General features: G+C 30.8%; 17 protein-coding genes and 1 tRNA gene. 10 read left to right on the top strand and 8 right to left on the bottom strand.

The window, feature by feature from the left end; genetic code table 11:
- The first annotated feature begins 3 nt into the window (after nt 1-3).
- The 10 genes from LPC21_RS07360 to LPC21_RS07315 all read left to right on the top strand — a co-directional run bounded on the left by LPC21_RS07360 (nt 4) and on the right by LPC21_RS07315 (nt 7,948).
- A complete protein-coding gene (locus tag LPC21_RS07360; protein ID WP_229316520.1) occupies nt 4-1,440 on the top strand; it encodes an LptF/LptG family permease in 1,437 nt (478 codons plus the stop codon).
- A 5-nt stretch (nt 1,441-1,445) separates the two neighbouring features.
- Complete coding sequence (ribB, locus tag LPC21_RS07355; RefSeq protein ID WP_229316519.1) at nt 1,446-2,579, top strand: 3,4-dihydroxy-2-butanone-4-phosphate synthase; 1,134 nt, start codon at nt 1,446-1,448, stop codon at nt 2,577-2,579.
- 156 nt (nt 2,580-2,735) lie between these two features.
- Nucleotides 2,736-2,820, top strand: a tRNA-Ser gene (locus LPC21_RS07350).
- Between the two features lie 258 nt (nt 2,821-3,078).
- Entirely contained in the window at nt 3,079-4,302 is a 1,224-nt protein-coding gene (locus tag LPC21_RS07345) for a site-specific integrase (RefSeq protein WP_229316518.1), read from the top strand.
- 46 nt (nt 4,303-4,348) lie between these two features.
- The gene (locus LPC21_RS07340; protein WP_229316517.1) at nt 4,349-5,293 is read left to right on the top strand and encodes a hypothetical protein; all 945 of its coding nucleotides are present in this window, start codon (nt 4,349-4,351) and stop codon (nt 5,291-5,293) included.
- A 95-nt stretch (nt 5,294-5,388) separates the two neighbouring features.
- Nucleotides 5,389-5,688, top strand: a complete 300-nt coding sequence (locus tag LPC21_RS07335; protein ID WP_229316516.1) for a helix-turn-helix domain-containing protein — start codon at nt 5,389-5,391, stop codon at nt 5,686-5,688.
- 1 nt (nt 5,689) lies between these two features.
- Nucleotides 5,690-6,049 (top strand): hypothetical protein, encoded by a 360-nt coding sequence (locus tag LPC21_RS07330; RefSeq protein ID WP_229316515.1) that lies wholly within the window; start codon nt 5,690-5,692, stop codon nt 6,047-6,049.
- On the top strand, nt 6,046-6,243 hold the full coding sequence (locus tag LPC21_RS07325; protein ID WP_229316514.1) for a hypothetical protein: 198 nt from the start codon (nt 6,046-6,048) through the stop codon (nt 6,241-6,243). The genes LPC21_RS07330 and LPC21_RS07325 overlap by 4 nt, the downstream gene beginning before the upstream one ends.
- Nucleotides 6,244-6,425: 182 nt before the next feature.
- The gene (locus LPC21_RS07320; RefSeq protein WP_229316513.1) at nt 6,426-6,713 is read left to right on the top strand and encodes a helix-turn-helix domain-containing protein; all 288 of its coding nucleotides are present in this window, start codon (nt 6,426-6,428) and stop codon (nt 6,711-6,713) included.
- Between the two features lie 2 nt (nt 6,714-6,715).
- Nucleotides 6,716-7,948 carry a type II toxin-antitoxin system HipA family toxin gene (locus tag LPC21_RS07315; protein WP_229316512.1) on the top strand — a complete coding sequence of 411 codons (1,233 nt, stop codon included), beginning with the start codon at nt 6,716-6,718 and terminating at the stop codon, nt 7,946-7,948.
- 331 nt (nt 7,949-8,279) lie between these two features.
- Here LPC21_RS07315 and LPC21_RS07310 read toward each other — a convergent pair whose 3' ends face one another.
- From LPC21_RS07310 to LPC21_RS07275, 8 genes are all read right to left on the bottom strand, one after another.
- Complete coding sequence (locus LPC21_RS07310) at nt 8,280-8,831, bottom strand: hypothetical protein (protein ID WP_229316511.1); 552 nt, start codon at nt 8,829-8,831, stop codon at nt 8,280-8,282.
- 28 nt (nt 8,832-8,859) lie between these two features.
- Nucleotides 8,860-9,402: a hypothetical protein gene (locus LPC21_RS07305; RefSeq protein ID WP_229316510.1), complete on the bottom strand. Its 543-nt coding sequence runs from the start codon at nt 9,400-9,402 to the stop codon at nt 8,860-8,862.
- 9 nt (nt 9,403-9,411) lie between these two features.
- Complete coding sequence (locus LPC21_RS07300; RefSeq protein ID WP_229316509.1) at nt 9,412-9,936, bottom strand: L,D-transpeptidase family protein; 525 nt, start codon at nt 9,934-9,936, stop codon at nt 9,412-9,414.
- A 231-nt stretch (nt 9,937-10,167) separates the two neighbouring features.
- A complete protein-coding gene (locus LPC21_RS07295) occupies nt 10,168-11,943 on the bottom strand; it encodes a protein kinase family protein (protein WP_229316508.1) in 1,776 nt (591 codons plus the stop codon).
- A 4-nt stretch (nt 11,944-11,947) separates the two neighbouring features.
- Nucleotides 11,948-13,255: a hypothetical protein gene (locus LPC21_RS07290; RefSeq protein WP_229316507.1), complete on the bottom strand. Its 1,308-nt coding sequence runs from the start codon at nt 13,253-13,255 to the stop codon at nt 11,948-11,950.
- Entirely contained in the window at nt 13,255-14,058 is an 804-nt protein-coding gene (locus LPC21_RS07285) for a vWA domain-containing protein (RefSeq protein WP_229316506.1), read from the bottom strand. The genes LPC21_RS07290 and LPC21_RS07285 overlap by 1 nt, the downstream gene beginning before the upstream one ends.
- 11 nt (nt 14,059-14,069) lie before the next feature.
- Entirely contained in the window at nt 14,070-14,570 is a 501-nt protein-coding gene (locus LPC21_RS07280) for a DUF805 domain-containing protein (protein ID WP_229316505.1), read from the bottom strand.
- A 180-nt stretch (nt 14,571-14,750) separates the two neighbouring features.
- On the bottom strand, nt 14,751-15,320 hold the full coding sequence (locus LPC21_RS07275) for a hypothetical protein (RefSeq protein ID WP_229316504.1): 570 nt from the start codon (nt 15,318-15,320) through the stop codon (nt 14,751-14,753).
- Nucleotides 15,321-15,330 lie beyond the last annotated feature (10 nt).

The raw sequence follows: 15,330 nt of genomic DNA, 5'->3' as shown, positions 1-15,330 counted from the left end.
TAGGTGAAAATAATTGACAAATACATTCTAAAAACTTTCCTGATTACATTTACTGTGGTATTTGTAATCCTTTTTTTTATATTCATATTGCAAACGGTTTGGTTACTAATTGCAGAATTAGCGGGTAAAGATTTAGATTTTTCAATGGTACTTAAATTTTTGCTGTTTTCTATGCCGCGTTTGGTTCCGCTAGTATTGCCCCTTTCCATATTATTAGCCTCTATCATGTCGTTTGGTGACTTATCCGAGAACTATGAATTAGCCGCAATGAAGTCAGCAGGTATTTCCTTAAGACGTGCCTTACAACCTTTATTCCTTTTTGTGACTTTTATAGCTATAGCAGCCTTTCTATTTGCCAACAGTGTGATTCCTTACGCCGAATATAAATTCATCAATTTCAGAAAGAACATTGCACAAGCCAAACCCGCTTTGGCTATTGCTGAAGGACAATTTAGCGATGTTGGCGTTTACAACATCAAGGTCAATAAAAAGTCAGGTGAAAATGGAGAGAACCTCACTGGTATCACTATTCATAAAAAATCAGAATTAGGTGATGGTAGCCGAATTGTAATTAAAGCCAAAAACGGAAAATTAGTAAGTAGCAAAGATTCAAATACGCTGCAACTCATTCTAAATGATGGGAATTATTATGAAGATATTCTCCCTAAAAACTATGAAGATCGTCCCAAAATGCCTTTTGTAAAAACTGCATTTAAAAAGAATATCATTACAATTGATATTTCCGAATTCAACAAAATTGATGTCGACAATGAAAATATCACCAATACAAATACCATGTTGACAACTAGTGAATTGCGATACACTATTGATTCCTTACAAAAAAATTACAAGACAGATATCACTTCCTATACCGACAATATCAATCAACGAGTGGGGTTTCAAAAATCGACTCAGCCTGTTGTGAAAATTAAAAAAATAAAGAAAAAATTCAACCCTAACTTGCTTGCTTATTTTACTTCCAACCAACAATTGGATATTTTAAATTTAGCAACCAGCAACCTCGAAAGTGTAAAGTACTCCCTTGAAACCTCCAACACCGAATTTAAATCCAAACAAATTAACATCAATGGGCATTTGATTGCTTTGTATGATAAATTTGTAATTGCGTTTGCTTGCTTTTTGATGTTCTTTATTGGAGCACCATTAGGAGCCATCATTCGAAAAGGAGGACTTGGATTACCCGTGGTTTTTGCCATGTTAATTTTTATCTCCTTCCATTTTGCCAATACCTTTGGAAAAAAACTAGCCGAAGAAGGTAGTTTAACTCCATTTTTAGGTTCTTGGATGGCATCACTAGCATTGACGCCTTTTGCCATTTTATTGACTTATCGTGCAACCAATGATATAGGATTAATCAATATGGATGTCCTCTTGGCACCTATTCAACAGTTTATTAAAAAAATAGTTCCCCAAAAATAATTGTCATGACTACAAATAAAATACAGCTCAATACCATCGAAGAAGCCATTGAAGACATTCGTCAGGGCAAAGTAATTATCGTTGTAGATGATGAAAACCGTGAAAACGAAGGCGATTTTTTGGCTGCAGCCGAAAAGGTAACTCCAGAAATGATCAATTTCATGGCGACTCATGGTCGTGGTTTGATTTGTGCACCTTTAACTGAAAGCCGATGCAAAGAATTAGGATTACATGTTATGGTAAATAACAATACCGATCCGATGGAAACCGCCTTTACTGTTTCGGTCGATTTAAGAGGCAACGGGGTAACCACAGGAATTTCAGCAGCGGATAGAGCCAAAACTATTTTGTCATTAGTTAATCCTGATACCAAACCACACGATTTAGCACGTCCTGGACATATTTTTCCATTAATTGCCAAACAAGGTGGTGTATTGCGAAGAACAGGTCATACAGAAGCTGCTATTGACTTTGCAAGATTAGCAGGATTCAAGTCGGCGGGAGTGATTGTAGAAATCATGAACGAAGACGGATCTATGGCGCGCCTACCCCAATTGGTTAAAGTGGCCAAAAAATTCAACTTGAAATTAGTTTCGATTGAAGATTTAGTAGCTTACCGCGTGCAACACGATAGTTTGATTATTAAAAAAGAAGACTTTGATATAGAAACGCGTTTTGGAACTTTCAGACTGCGCGCTTACGAACAAACGACGAACAAACAAGTTCATATTGCTTTGACTAAAGGTACTTGGAACTTGGGCGAAGCAGTTTTAACTCGTATTAACTCATCGCAAGTAAATAATGACTTATTGGGTACTTTAACCCACAATGCCGAACAGCATTTGGACAAGATGTTCCAAACCATTAATGAGCATGGCAAAGGCGCTGTGATCTTTATCAATCAAGACATGCAGTCAGTGAATTTATTGAGTCGTATAGCCGAATTGAAACAATTACAAACCGAAGGCGAAATGAAAGCACCACGAATTATAATTGATACCAAAGATTTTGGTATTGGCGCACAAATTTTGCACGATTTGGACATTTCAAAAATTAGATTGGTGACTAATACAAGCCAAAGCAAACGTGTGGGTATGATTGGTTACGGTCTCGAAATTATAGAACACGTGAATTATTAAAAGCACCGCGAAAAATAATTATTTTCTAAATCAAAGAAAATGAAACAATTAAAAAAGCGACTTCAAAATTGATGCGTTTTTTATTCAAATAGATTTGCATAACCAAAAAAAGCAGTTATATTTGCACTCGCAACCAGAAAACGGAAGCATCTTATTGGAGAAATGGCAGAGCGGTCGAATGCGGCAGTCTTGAAAACTGTTGACTGTAACAGGTCCGGGGGTTCGAATCCCTCTTTCTCCGCGAAAGACATGTTTCAAAAGAAACATAAAAATTAAAAAACCCTTTAAACATCAGTGTTTAGAGGGTTTTTTCATTTTCTGACTATCGTCAAAAATCACATAAAAACGCATATTTTAGTTACCCTATAGGTTACCCTATCGGATTTTGCCCCCCAATAGGGTAACTAAAATAAAATATTTGCTGCAGATTGGCAAGTAAAATAAGGTGTTAACAGAGGTTTTATTTCAATTTGTACTATTAATTTTTAATAAAAAAGTAATGGTAAAAACAATTGTTTACATCAAAAAAGACAAGGTAAAAGAAAACGGAGAATGCCCTTTGTACCTAAAGGTTACTTACAACCGAAAATCCATCACATTAGCCACCGGTAAATACATATCAGAAGAAAGATGGAAACAAACCGATAATTTAAGACGGATACTGCGTCAAGACAAAGAAAAAGTACTCAAAGAGTACTTAGACTTATTGGAACTCAAAATTGAAAAAATAGCCAATCATTTAGAGCGCCATCAAGAGAAATTAACTATCGAAGAATTCAAACTCAAAATCTTAGGTAAAGAAATCGAAGAGGTAAAACCTAGTATTCTAGACATCATCCAAATCCACAATACTCATTTTGCCAAATTGGTCAACATTGGTGAGCGAAGTAGTGCCTCGCTCCAGAAATACCAGCGCGTCAAAGAATTGGTTCGAATATTCAACGTAAAAACTTTTGGAACCGAAAATGTGCTTCTTGATAAAATAAACAATGCTTATATCTACAATTTGGAATCGTATCTCAAATTCGAAAGTGAATACAAAGGCAAATTAGGGATTAAAAACAATTCGCTAGTTAAGTACTTCAAAAATCTCAAAACGATCTGCAATTACGCTGTTAAGATGGAAATTATTGAAAAGAATCCTTTTAATAGCTATTCAGGTAAAATAAAAGTAACCGATGCTACTTTCTTGACGCAAGAAGAATTGGAACGAATTGAAAACAAAACCTTCTCGGTGGATCGATTGGAGCGAGTGAAAGATATTTTCCTATTTAGTTGCTACACGGGATATGCCCCTGTAGATGCTTTACAACTCACCAGAAAAAACATCATTCAAGATGGCGATAAAAATCTCTGGATAAAGACCAATCGACAAAAAACAGGTACTAAAGCAAATGTTCCTATCCTCCCTCCTGTTTTGAAGATACTAAGCAAATACCAATTTGAAGGTGAAGCACTATTACCAAAAATTTCTAATCAAAAAATGAATGCTTATTTAAAAGAGATAGCCTATATCATTGGACTAGACAAAAACTTAACCTGGTATGTTGCAAGACATACCTTTGCCACAACGGTAACTCTTGGAAACGGAATCAAAATTGAAAATGTATCAGCTATGCTGGGGCATACTACCATCAGACAAACCCAACACTATGCAAAAGTGTTGGACCAAAGCGTTGGCTTAGATATGCAAAAACTTTCAGAAAAATTCTTACATCAATAACAAAAAGGACTAAATTAGCGTTTATAAACAACTAATAATCAAATATATGACACCAATACCGATGAATCAATTTATTGAAAAGATAACATCAATATGCTACTTTGATATCAGCTACGATGAAATAAACAAAACATATTTATTCAACTTTGAATTTACAGAAGATGTAGATTTATCCGAATTTGAAAATGCTATTAACAAATTAAAATATGAATTAATTGATGTACTAAGAAGCATTAAATATCCACAGATTTATATAGATGACTTGAGAACAGTTATAAATGAAATAAAAATTTGGTTTGAAACTAATGGGCTTGATAAATTTGAAAATTTTGACAACCTAAATAATATAATGACAATTAGTAAAGATAAAGTTGCCAGGGAAAGTAATCCTCCATACACCATAGATACTATTTTTCAATTTCCAGAGGATTTAAGAGGTATAAGTGACCCATTCCTTTTTTACCTCCTACTACACAAGTCTAAAACAAACAACTATGAAAATAAAAATGACCTCGAAAAAGTAAAGTTATATTATGTTTTAACGAATTATTTAGAATCTATAAATTCATTTAGTACCTTTTTAGAAGAATTAACTTCATTGATTGATAAATATGGAATTAATTTTAATAATTGGGAACTTATACAACCAATAATAGAAGTAAGTCAAAAATGTAATTTTAATAATTCAAAAATAAGATTAGCACAATTATTTAAAATATTTAAAAGCCACAAAGTATTTACTTTTGGAAATGACCCTTTTAAAAGTACAGTAAATATGAAACGATTTATTGAATCCAATTTTAATTACTCTACTGGGGATTCGATATTTCATTCTACTAAAAATATAAATCAAGAATTTTCTATACTATCAAATTTCCAAAAAGACGAGCAGATAAAATTCTGCGAAGAGGTTATTGAAATTATGAGAAATGAAATTGCAGAATTAAAGTCTTCCCCAAACTTAAGATTTGAAGTTAAAAGAAAAGAATAGCTTATAATTTTATTTGCTACAGATTGGCTTCAAATATTTCTTAACTAAAATCCTGTATTCAATCTTTGCTCCATATTATTTTATAAACACTAAATATGGAGTATCAAAAAGAGGAATTAAGAATTCCAACTGTTCGCAACATACAAATGTTGCTTGAACCAATTTATGAAAGATTGTCTAACATTGAGGCAAGTCTTAAGAACCAAAAAGAAAAAGGTAAAACCAAAGGGTATTACCGCAATGAAGACCTAAAAACCATTTTTGGTTTGTCTCCTAACACTATCGCTAAATACAGAGAAACCGGTATCCTCCCATTTACTAAATTGGGAGGTGTTCATCTCTATGAAGTGAGTCTTATCGAAGCTATTTTACGTAACAATTCAATTTTTAACTAAGATGAAACAGCTAATTAAAAAAGACCCATTAACGGGTGAGGAATTTGTTGCAAAAAGGTCAAACCAACGATTTGCTACCACAGATAACAAAATTCGGTATCACAACATAAAGAATGCTGAAATCAATAAAGAACGTGCCTTTTTTGACAAACCTTGTAAAAAAGGTGAGCTTGTACTTAGAACTTTGTATAATCCAAAATCGGATAACATATTCCATAAAGAATTCTTACAGGGAATGGGTTTGAGGTTAGATGCGTATAATCATGTAGAAAAAATAAATAATGAGAGGATTATTTGCTACTATGGTTATGCTTTAAGAAAAGTACCAGATTCAGATAACTATCAAATAATAAAGTTATGATACATGCCGAGGATATTCTAATAATGGATAAAAATTTTAATTTGGAAAACACTATTATTGAAAACGATGTGCTTAAAAGAAATAATCGTGCATTAGAAATCATTTTAGTAGTAGTGGTAGTTACTGTTATGGGCGTTTTAATTGCTAATAGTATCGCCAAAAGACTTGAAGAAGAATCAAAACAACGAGTGTAGCTCGTTGTTTTGTTTTATTTTGCGGTAAAAAATAGTGCTATTCACCGCAAAAATGCGGTGATATAAAGTTAAAAAAATACAGATTAAGTATTAGTACTATTTCTTTAAAACACAAATACTATATACTATATTATCTATTTTTAATTATTATCGTTATATTTGTACAATATAATATACATTTTATGTCAAAATATAGTGCAACAAAAACACCAACCGTTGTAATGGATGAACTGGTTCAAAAGGTTCAGCAATTGCGAAAAAAAAATGGCGTATCCCAGCTTGAATTATCCAAACGCTCAGGCGTCTCTTTTGGAAGTATAAAGCGTTTTGAAACAACGGGTCAAATTTCGTTGGAGTCATTATTAAAATTAGCATACTTCTTTAATCGACTGGAGGATTTTACATCTGTATTTCAAATTGACACAAACTTGGAAACAGTAGCCAAATTATTTAGCAATAAAACACGTTAATTATGAAACCTATTCAAAAAGTTATCGTTTCCATCAATTTCGGGAATAAAGAACAGCAGGTTGGAGAATTAATCCAGGAAGGCAAAAACATTTATTTTAAATACTATACCGAATTTATTACAACAGGAATTGAGCTTTCTCCTTTTCACTTGCCTTTGAATGATAGTATATACACTGCACCCAATCAGCCCTTTGAAGGATTATTTGGTTTGTTTTCAGATTCTTTGCCTGACGGATGGGGGCGTTTGTTATTGGATAGAACGCTAACTGCAAAAGGTGTATTGTTACAAGATATAACCCCTTTACAGCGATTGTCCTACGTTGGTTTAAAAGGCATGGGAGCTTTGATTTACCGACCTCAAATTGAAACTTCTTTTCAAGAAACGTTGCATATTGAACTGGATGCTATTGCCAAAGAAATGAGTATTATCTTGCAAGGTGATAGTTCTTTAGCTATCGATGAACTATACGAAATGGGTGGTTCTTCTGGAGGCGCAAGACCTAAAATACTTGTGGGTTATAATCCAAAAACTCAGCATCTGATTCACGGAACTGAATCTTTGCCAAAAGGATACGAACACTGGCTTATCAAATTTCCGTCATCTAATGACAGAGCCGATAGTGCTGAAATAGAATGTGCCTATCATAAAATGGCTTTAGCAGCTGGAATTGCTATGAATCCTTGTACATTATTTAAAACGGCGTCAGGGAAGGTATTTTTTGGTACCAAACGATTTGACCGAACTGAGGATGGCCGACTTCACTTGCACTCGGCAGCCGGCATGCTAAATGATAACTTTAGATACAGCACAATGGATTATGGCAATTTGATGGATGCTACTTTTAGATTGGAACATGACGTTGCTGGACATGAGAAAATATTAAGAATAGCCGCTTTTAATGTTTTTATGCATAACCGTGACGACCACAGTAAAAACATATCCTATCTAATGGATTCGGCAGGAAATTGGCAACTTGCACCAGCTTATGATTTAACTTATTCCAACTCGTCTCATGGGATGCATAGCACTACTGTAGCTAGAGAAGGAATTAATCCTGGAAAAAGTCATTTGCTCGAATTAGCGAAAGAATTCCGAATGAAAAATGGCGCTCTAATTATAGAACAGGTAACAGATGCAGTATCTCAATGGAAAACGGATGCAAAGGATGCAGGAGTAACCAATGAATCTATGAGTTTAATTGAAAAGAAAATCCAAGGCAATTTAAAAATTTAAGACACTTAAACTTCCGATTTTTTGCCTTATAACACTAAAAATTTTGAACAAGTATAGGAACCATATACCAACTACCATTTAATGAAGAAAACACAAAGCACCAAGATATTTTAAAATAATAGATCAAATTAATCTAAAAACAGAAAATAAAATTAAGTTTTGGAATAACGACTTGAAAAAAAGGTAGAAAATGAGACAAGTGAAATTGTCAAAATGTTATTCTACAAAATTAAATGATGTTATCATCTTTAATTGTAAAGAAAGAAGCAAATCAGATTGAGAGTTTTAGGATTCGCTTTAACTAAAACTATTTACGATTTTTTTCTCTCAATCATAAATCTTTAATCACTTTATCCCTTACTACAAAATACATTATTACCATAAAGAATACAGTCAATACTTCGTGAGTGTAAGTTCGTATATCATGCCCCATTCCTATAGAATTAAACACAGACAATAAAACAAACCAACTAATAATAATAAAATTATCTTTTCTGATTGTATAATTTCGAGTTATGAAACTAAAAATCAATTTTATTATTAAGAAAAAATAAAATAAAACAACCCAAGCTATAATTTCAGAATCATAATCATCTAAGAAAAATCCTTGCCTACGCAAATAATAATCTTCTGTAACTACAAATTGGCAATATAATAACCTTAACCCTTTACCAAAATAATAAGTAGAAATTGGAATTGTAACTATATAAGTTAATATAATTAGGAGGATATATTGAATTGTATTTCTAGCTACAGGAATCTTAATAATATGTGTTGACTTCTTTTTAAGTAAGTAACGCCTAACAACAATTGTTAAACTATACAAAACATAAGAAAGGACTAAACATCCCGCCAACGCATCTTTATAATCAAAATAATCCATGAGTTAAATTTTGTATTTTTTTACATTTTTATAATTTAACTGATAAAGCAATTTTCTCAGCTATAGATTCCATTTCTTCTTTTTCAGATAACTTTCCTGATAGTTTTATTTCGTACATCACGTTACTAAAATTGTCTTTCATAAAGTAATACATAACATTACATTGCTCTTCAAAAGGCTTACTAACTTTGGTATATAGTGTTTTATTACCTTTTTTGTATTCTCTAAACGAAATCACTTTGTGTTCTTTAGACAAATCACCTAAATTAGTTGGGTTATGATTTGCCGTTAACTCATAAAAGGCACTACTCAACTTTACAGGTTTAGAATTTTCATAACGAGAAACAGCAAATAAAATTGGTTTATTTTTTGAAGTTGAAAGTGACCTTAAAAAAATTACAGTTGGATTAACTTTGGTAATCGCTGAAAACAATTCTTCTAGTTCTACATTTGGCAAAGGAATTACTAATGATAAATCCTCATTTACCCTTATCCTTGGTGTATTTTGAAAGCTAAAGAGCCCAAATACTAATAAAGAACAACAAAAAGTGGTTATGAATACTTTTTTCATTTAATTTTTTTAAGGTTTTATTTCGATTTTGGCTCCAACTTTAACCGCATTATACAATTCTTCCATTTCTGAATTATTAACGGCTATACAACCGTTAGTCCAATCAAAAAATCTGTGAAAGTTCCCAACAAACCAAAAGTTATTCATTAATCCATGAATTTTAATATCTCCTACAGCTGACTTTCCATTAGCATTTTTAACATCTTCTTTGTTAGGATACGATATACCAAGATTTTTATAAGCTATACTATGTGCATTTCTCCCATTTATAAAGTATACTCCCTCTGGGGTTTTGTTATCTCCTTGAAATTGTTTAGCTCCCACAGGAGATTTTCCAAGTGAAATGGCATAAGTTTTAATCAATTTACCTTTAGAAAATATTGAAAGCTGTCGCTTAGATTTTAATACTAGAATTGAATCAATCTGAGAGTTTTTTGGAAGTTTATTGAAATTTAAATTTAAAAAAAACATCAATAACGAAATAGCAACAAACGTTCCTAAAAATATTTTTTTAATTCTGTTGGAAGTTTTCAAATTGAATCATTTTTAGAAATACTTTTTTTAATAACAAAATGTCTAATGAGAATCAACAAAGCTGGTGATAATAACATAATCCCTATGTTATAAATTAGTGTTAAAATAGCAAAGTATTTTTGTGGTACATGTAAAGCAAAATAAGGAATTTTATTCATTTTGTAGAAAATAAAAATGATTGATAACACGCCAAAAATACTAGTACAAGTAAAATAAATATTTTTTTATTTATTAATTACTTACTCTGAAAGCATAATAAACCGTTGAACTACCTTCTTGTACATATCTAAATGAATTTTCTTCATTAGATAAAATGTATTGTCTAATCATAGAGTCATTGTAACCCGTGCCAAAGTATAACTTACCTTCATAGTATTGCCATTTAGACCATTTTTCACTACCATTATCCCATTTTATATAATAGTCACCATCATCATAAATAATGAAACTTGAGTTATCATCTCTCCATCTTCCTATAAAATAATTTCTGTACAAACTTGATGCAACATCAACGTAATTTTTAGTAGATGGAGCCTCGTTACTAATAGCTTGTTCTTCCATCACATTTGAAATTGTATCAACATCAATAAGATTGACAGAACTATCAACTGATACTGTAAAATCATCAACAGCCATAGCTGTAGTATCTACAGCAACTTCTTCTGTAGAATAGTCAATATTATTGTTTTTAGTAATTTGAAAAATACTAAAACAAACTAATAATACAATTAATAATAGACCAACCCATATAATTGGATCTGATTCAAAGCTTGATTTTTGTTCAGGAGTAAATGAAGAATCAGGTTCCTCTTTTTTAATTATGGGTTTAGCAACTTTAATTTGTTCAAAATCTATATAAATATCATTTCCTAATTCATTAACGACAATACTTTTTGATTTTGTGCCTAAAATGATTCTTATTTCCTGATTTATATAATCGTATTTATTTAAAGTCAATGGTGTAATTCCTATTGATTCATATTGATTATTCCTAACTGAAGCTCCACTTGGTAAAGAGGTAATTTTTAATCGTACGAATTGATTTTGTGTTTTGTAATCCGGAATTGGTTCAGTTTTTTGAATGTTTGGTTCAAATGATTGATTATCTTCAAAGAGTCGTATTTCATCAATTTTAGAATTATAAAGTGCAAATTTTAATTTGTCAAGATAAAAATTTAAGGATCGTTGATTTAATTTTTCAAGTCTATTAAATAATTTTGATTGAGAAGGATTATTGAAATCATTTGCTACAAATAATAAATTGTCTAATGTATTAAATCCTCCTTGCATTACTTCGTTCCAAAGAGTTTTATCAAATTTCAATGCTTCTAGAGCACACAAAATTACCCAAAATGAGAAACGATCAATCTCTTCATTAAATTCAAAACTATCTCTTTTAGGATGTTGAAACTCTGACCGACCTCTTTCAATTTGTTTTTTTCCTTGAAAATCTGGGATGTACATTCCGTCATAATCAATTAATTTAACTTGTGGTTTTCCGGTAACTTCTTTAACGATAATGTTACCACATTGTATATCTCCGTGGGCAATTTTGTTCTTTTCGAGATTTCTACTTGTCTTTAATATTTGTTTTTGAAGTTCATATAATATCACATTATTTTGAAGATTATCATTTAGGTACTTATCCAATAACTTACCCTCAGCCCAATCCATTTTCACAATTGGAAATAACTTTCCATTGATTTCAATTTCATTTTCTAAAAACTCTATATCAGTTTTCCAATCCTCTTTAATTGTTTTTAAATAGCTATCAATTTTTCTGTATCGTTCTACATAATCAATATCAGTTCCAATAAAACATCTAATTGCAAATTCTTTATTATTTTCTAATGCTTTAAAAACAACGGCAAATGATCCTGAACCAAAACTATAAATTTTAATTGGTGTTGTTCGAGCAGGAATAAAAAAAAGGTTCCTTAAATTACTAAAGGCATTTGCTCCATGTATTTGTATTGTTTTATTGTATTCTGATAATGTTGGAAACATAAAATTATGATTTTGTACTGTCCTTTTTAGTTTCAGCTTTTATAATATTATTTTTTTTATCGTCTTTTACCATTGGTTTTGAGATAGTATTTTCTAGTTTACTATTCGTGTTTTTATTGTCGTAAAAAGTATTTGACTCGGTATTTTCCGTATCTGTCTTCTTCTTTTTAACGTTCTCTTTTTTAACTGTTATTTCGTTTTCTGTTGCTGTTTTGCTTGATTCTTCATCCGTTAATGTATTTTCAGCTTCAACCTCTTGAAGAGGTTGAAGCTCTTCATATTTTGTAGAAACTTGTTTGTTGGTTTCTAATTCGGAAGTGATTGAGCTTTTCTTATCTATAATATAAAACAGGACTAAAGTGTTTAAAATTAGTAAAGCTATTGCACTAAATAATAATGCTTGTGTTAGCTTTAATTTGGTCTTTAAAAAATCAGTTTCTCTAAAGAGTTGCTGCATCATTCTGTTAAATTGTTCCATTTCTAAATTATTTATATTGTTAATGAAATTTCGATTTTCTGATAAAGGAATAAATTCTTTTTCGACTATCTTAGGAAAAGAAAAATCTATAGGAGGAATTATTTCAATTGTTCTATTTGATGAAATTGGAGAAACAATAACAATCGAAATATCATCTTCTTCTAATTCTTTGTTATCCCAACTTGATTCACAAAATTTTTTTAAATCTTCAAAATTATTGCATTTTAAGATCAAAGCAATGGTTTTTGGATTTCTAAAAATTAATCTACTAATAGCATCTGTTGCTAAAATAATTTTGTCATTCTTTAAAATTTCAATTTTATTAAAATTAAAGAATTCAAATTCTACTTCGTTATCTATTAATTTATTAGAATTTATGAAATAATTGTTATTATCTAATTCTTCAATATTTTTAAATGGAAACGAAATAATTTCATTATTTCTAATAATAAACAAACAAGTGTCTCCACAATTCAAAACATTAATGGAGGAATCATTAATGAACTGCAAACCAATAAAGGTAGCTGTGCCGCCTTTACTTTTTTTTGCTCTTTCCAATGATGCTTTAGCGAAGTTTGAACTAAATTCAAAATCAATATTATTAAATTTAATTGCTAAATTTTTAAACTCATTTTTTAATAAATTAATATCAAACAAAGGATTTCTAACGAAATTATCTACTAACATTCTTGCCCATAATTCAGACCTAAAACTTTGAGTCGTCCCATCTGAAAGTGCAATACATTTTTTTGAAGTTGAAAAATTATACTTATCTTGAATATGTTTATATTCGATAGAAGCTTTTTTATGTATTTGCAGAACTTTTATTTCCATTATTGTGGAGTTCCAATGTTTAAGAAATTTATTAAATCAACTGCATTACCATTATAAATATATCCCTTCGGATTGTTAGAAATATTATATCCTTTTTGTAAAGCAATTCTAACCATATTTTCATTTAAAGGTGTTGACATATCAAATAATAATCTTGAAAATTTATTATTAAGGTTATCAACTTCGTTAGGAAACAATACTCTATCGGAAATTTTTTCAGAAATATGAATATTTAAAACATTTACTAATCCGTAATTTGTTCTTAATAGTTTTAGTTCATTTACTTCGTTTATCAAACTTTGATAATTATTTCCACCATCTGTAGCTTCTCCATCTGTAATATTTATAATAATTGGAGGATGGCATTCACTATGATTCCCCCAATTAATCCAATCCTGACAAAGTCGTTTTGCATTTTCAAATGCCTTTTTCATTGGTGTAGAACCACTAGCAATTGGAGTAATCCATACTGGTTTATTGTCTTCCTCTTTTAATGGATATTCAAAAATATTTTTAATTGAAACTACCCATTTGTTTAACAATTCTCCTTCCCAACCAGATTGTACATTGTTTTCTTTGCCGTAACCAATTATTCCAATTTCAAATCTATTTTTTATATCGTCCCCAGAATAACATCGTAAACCAACTTCATACAATAATTCATTTATTGCATTCGCAACTTCTTTAGCTTTATCATGCGTTGTATTTCCAAATTTTTCACTCATTGATCCGCTCTGGTCAATTAAGAAAATAATGAGACAAGGATTAGTACTGCTAATTGTAAAATTTCTTAAATCTGTCATAATATTTATTGCTATTTGTATAGTTCCCCACTGTTATATTCTCCAGATGTATTAGTTTTAGAATAACTTGAATTCGATTGGTTATTTGAAAAATCTGAGTTATTTTGATTATTATGTCCCCCACTATAACTACCTTGATTATAACCTCCAGCTGGATTAGAAGATTGTTGATTATGAGATGAACCATAATTAATGGTGTTTTGTAGAATTTCTTTAGGATTGTTTCCATATTTATTTTGGCCATAATCTCCATCTTGAAATAAAAGCCAAAACCCATAAAAAGGAATTAATTGCCACCATCCACTATTTCCAACATCGTGACATCTTTTAGCACCTTGAGCCCAAAAAAACCACAACATTGGGATATATGCTAGTCCAAGTATAGCTAAGTCTCCATCACTTCCGGAGATAATTAAATTAATTACCACAACAAAGAATCCGTAAATAATACCCGAAATTCCGTATTCGGTTCTTCTAATTCTTCCTTCAAATGAAAATGCATTTTCAAACATAATTTTAAATTTTTAATAAATGAATAGATTTGTAAATATAATGACTTAATTGTAAAATTGAAATACCAACTTTTAGTGATATTATATGTTAATCTAATTATAAAAATAGGCTCTTTTTGTAATAACAATACCATCATCCAAAATGCTAATCAATTGATAAAAATTAGCTTTAAATATTTACTAAAACTCCGCACTCCAATCAAACTTCTCATTACTTTTCGTAACCGCTTTAGTGGCTAGATTTACGATTAATTGCTGCCCTGGAATCTGTTTGTTTTCATTATTAGGATCGTACCAGGTTACTAAAACAGCATATCGATTTTTTCCAATACAAATAACCCGTGTGTTACTGTTTTTTATGCTCACATTAAATTCCTTTTGAATCTTTACCACTTCTGGACAGTTGGAAACTAAATCAATGACTGAATACCTATTCACTATCTCTTCATCTACTGCCATTTCAAAAACTTGTCGCCAATATTTCCCATGACGCTTCTCGAGAATCTTAGCTATCTTTTTATTGCTCTTTATACCTTCAATAGAACCCGAGCAACCATCTAAAAAAATATTTATTCCCCATCGTTTATAAATGATTTTCGAATTACTTAAAATAAACCAATTGGGTAAGCCTGCAATATGCCAAACCAAAGGTTTTGGAGTTGGCTTAACTAACTTAGTTTTTTTGTTATGGGTACAACCTAAGGTAAAAACCATAAGAATTCCAATTATAATTTTTTGCGCAAATTTCATAGTACATTAT

The sequence above is a fragment of the Flavobacterium ammoniigenes genome, assembly GCF_020886055.1.
Lineage (GTDB): Bacteria > Bacteroidota > Bacteroidia > Flavobacteriales > Flavobacteriaceae > Flavobacterium > Flavobacterium ammoniigenes.
This window is presented reverse-complemented; position numbering and strand designations above follow the sequence as displayed.

What these genes read in the sequence shown, in the direction of transcription:
- LPC21_RS07305 (WP_229316510.1), bottom strand. Translation starts at nt 9,402, where the DNA reads ATGAAAAAAGTATTCATAACCACTTTTTGTTGTTCTTTATTAGTATTT.
- LPC21_RS07295 (WP_229316508.1), bottom strand. Translation starts at nt 11,943, where the DNA reads ATGTTTCCAACATTATCAGAATACAATAAAACAATACAAATACATGGA.
- LPC21_RS07290 (WP_229316507.1), bottom strand. Translation starts at nt 13,255, where the DNA reads ATGGAAATAAAAGTTCTGCAAATACATAAAAAAGCTTCTATCGAATAT.
- LPC21_RS07320 (WP_229316513.1), top strand. Translation starts at nt 6,426, where the DNA reads ATGTCAAAATATAGTGCAACAAAAACACCAACCGTTGTAATGGATGAA.
- LPC21_RS07340 (WP_229316517.1), top strand. Translation starts at nt 4,349, where the DNA reads ATGACACCAATACCGATGAATCAATTTATTGAAAAGATAACATCAATA.
- LPC21_RS07310 (WP_229316511.1), bottom strand. Translation starts at nt 8,831, where the DNA reads ATGGATTATTTTGATTATAAAGATGCGTTGGCGGGATGTTTAGTCCTT.
- LPC21_RS07335 (WP_229316516.1), top strand. Translation starts at nt 5,389, where the DNA reads ATGGAGTATCAAAAAGAGGAATTAAGAATTCCAACTGTTCGCAACATA.
- LPC21_RS07280 (WP_229316505.1), bottom strand. Translation starts at nt 14,570, where the DNA reads ATGTTTGAAAATGCATTTTCATTTGAAGGAAGAATTAGAAGAACCGAA.
- LPC21_RS07275 (WP_229316504.1), bottom strand. Translation starts at nt 15,320, where the DNA reads ATGAAATTTGCGCAAAAAATTATAATTGGAATTCTTATGGTTTTTACC.
- LPC21_RS07330 (WP_229316515.1), top strand. Translation starts at nt 5,690, where the DNA reads ATGAAACAGCTAATTAAAAAAGACCCATTAACGGGTGAGGAATTTGTT.
- LPC21_RS07345 (WP_229316518.1), top strand. Translation starts at nt 3,079, where the DNA reads ATGGTAAAAACAATTGTTTACATCAAAAAAGACAAGGTAAAAGAAAAC.
- LPC21_RS07315 (WP_229316512.1), top strand. Translation starts at nt 6,716, where the DNA reads ATGAAACCTATTCAAAAAGTTATCGTTTCCATCAATTTCGGGAATAAA.
- LPC21_RS07285 (WP_229316506.1), bottom strand. Translation starts at nt 14,058, where the DNA reads ATGACAGATTTAAGAAATTTTACAATTAGCAGTACTAATCCTTGTCTC.
- LPC21_RS07325 (WP_229316514.1), top strand. Translation starts at nt 6,046, where the DNA reads ATGATACATGCCGAGGATATTCTAATAATGGATAAAAATTTTAATTTG.
- ribB (WP_229316519.1), top strand. Translation starts at nt 1,446, where the DNA reads ATGACTACAAATAAAATACAGCTCAATACCATCGAAGAAGCCATTGAA.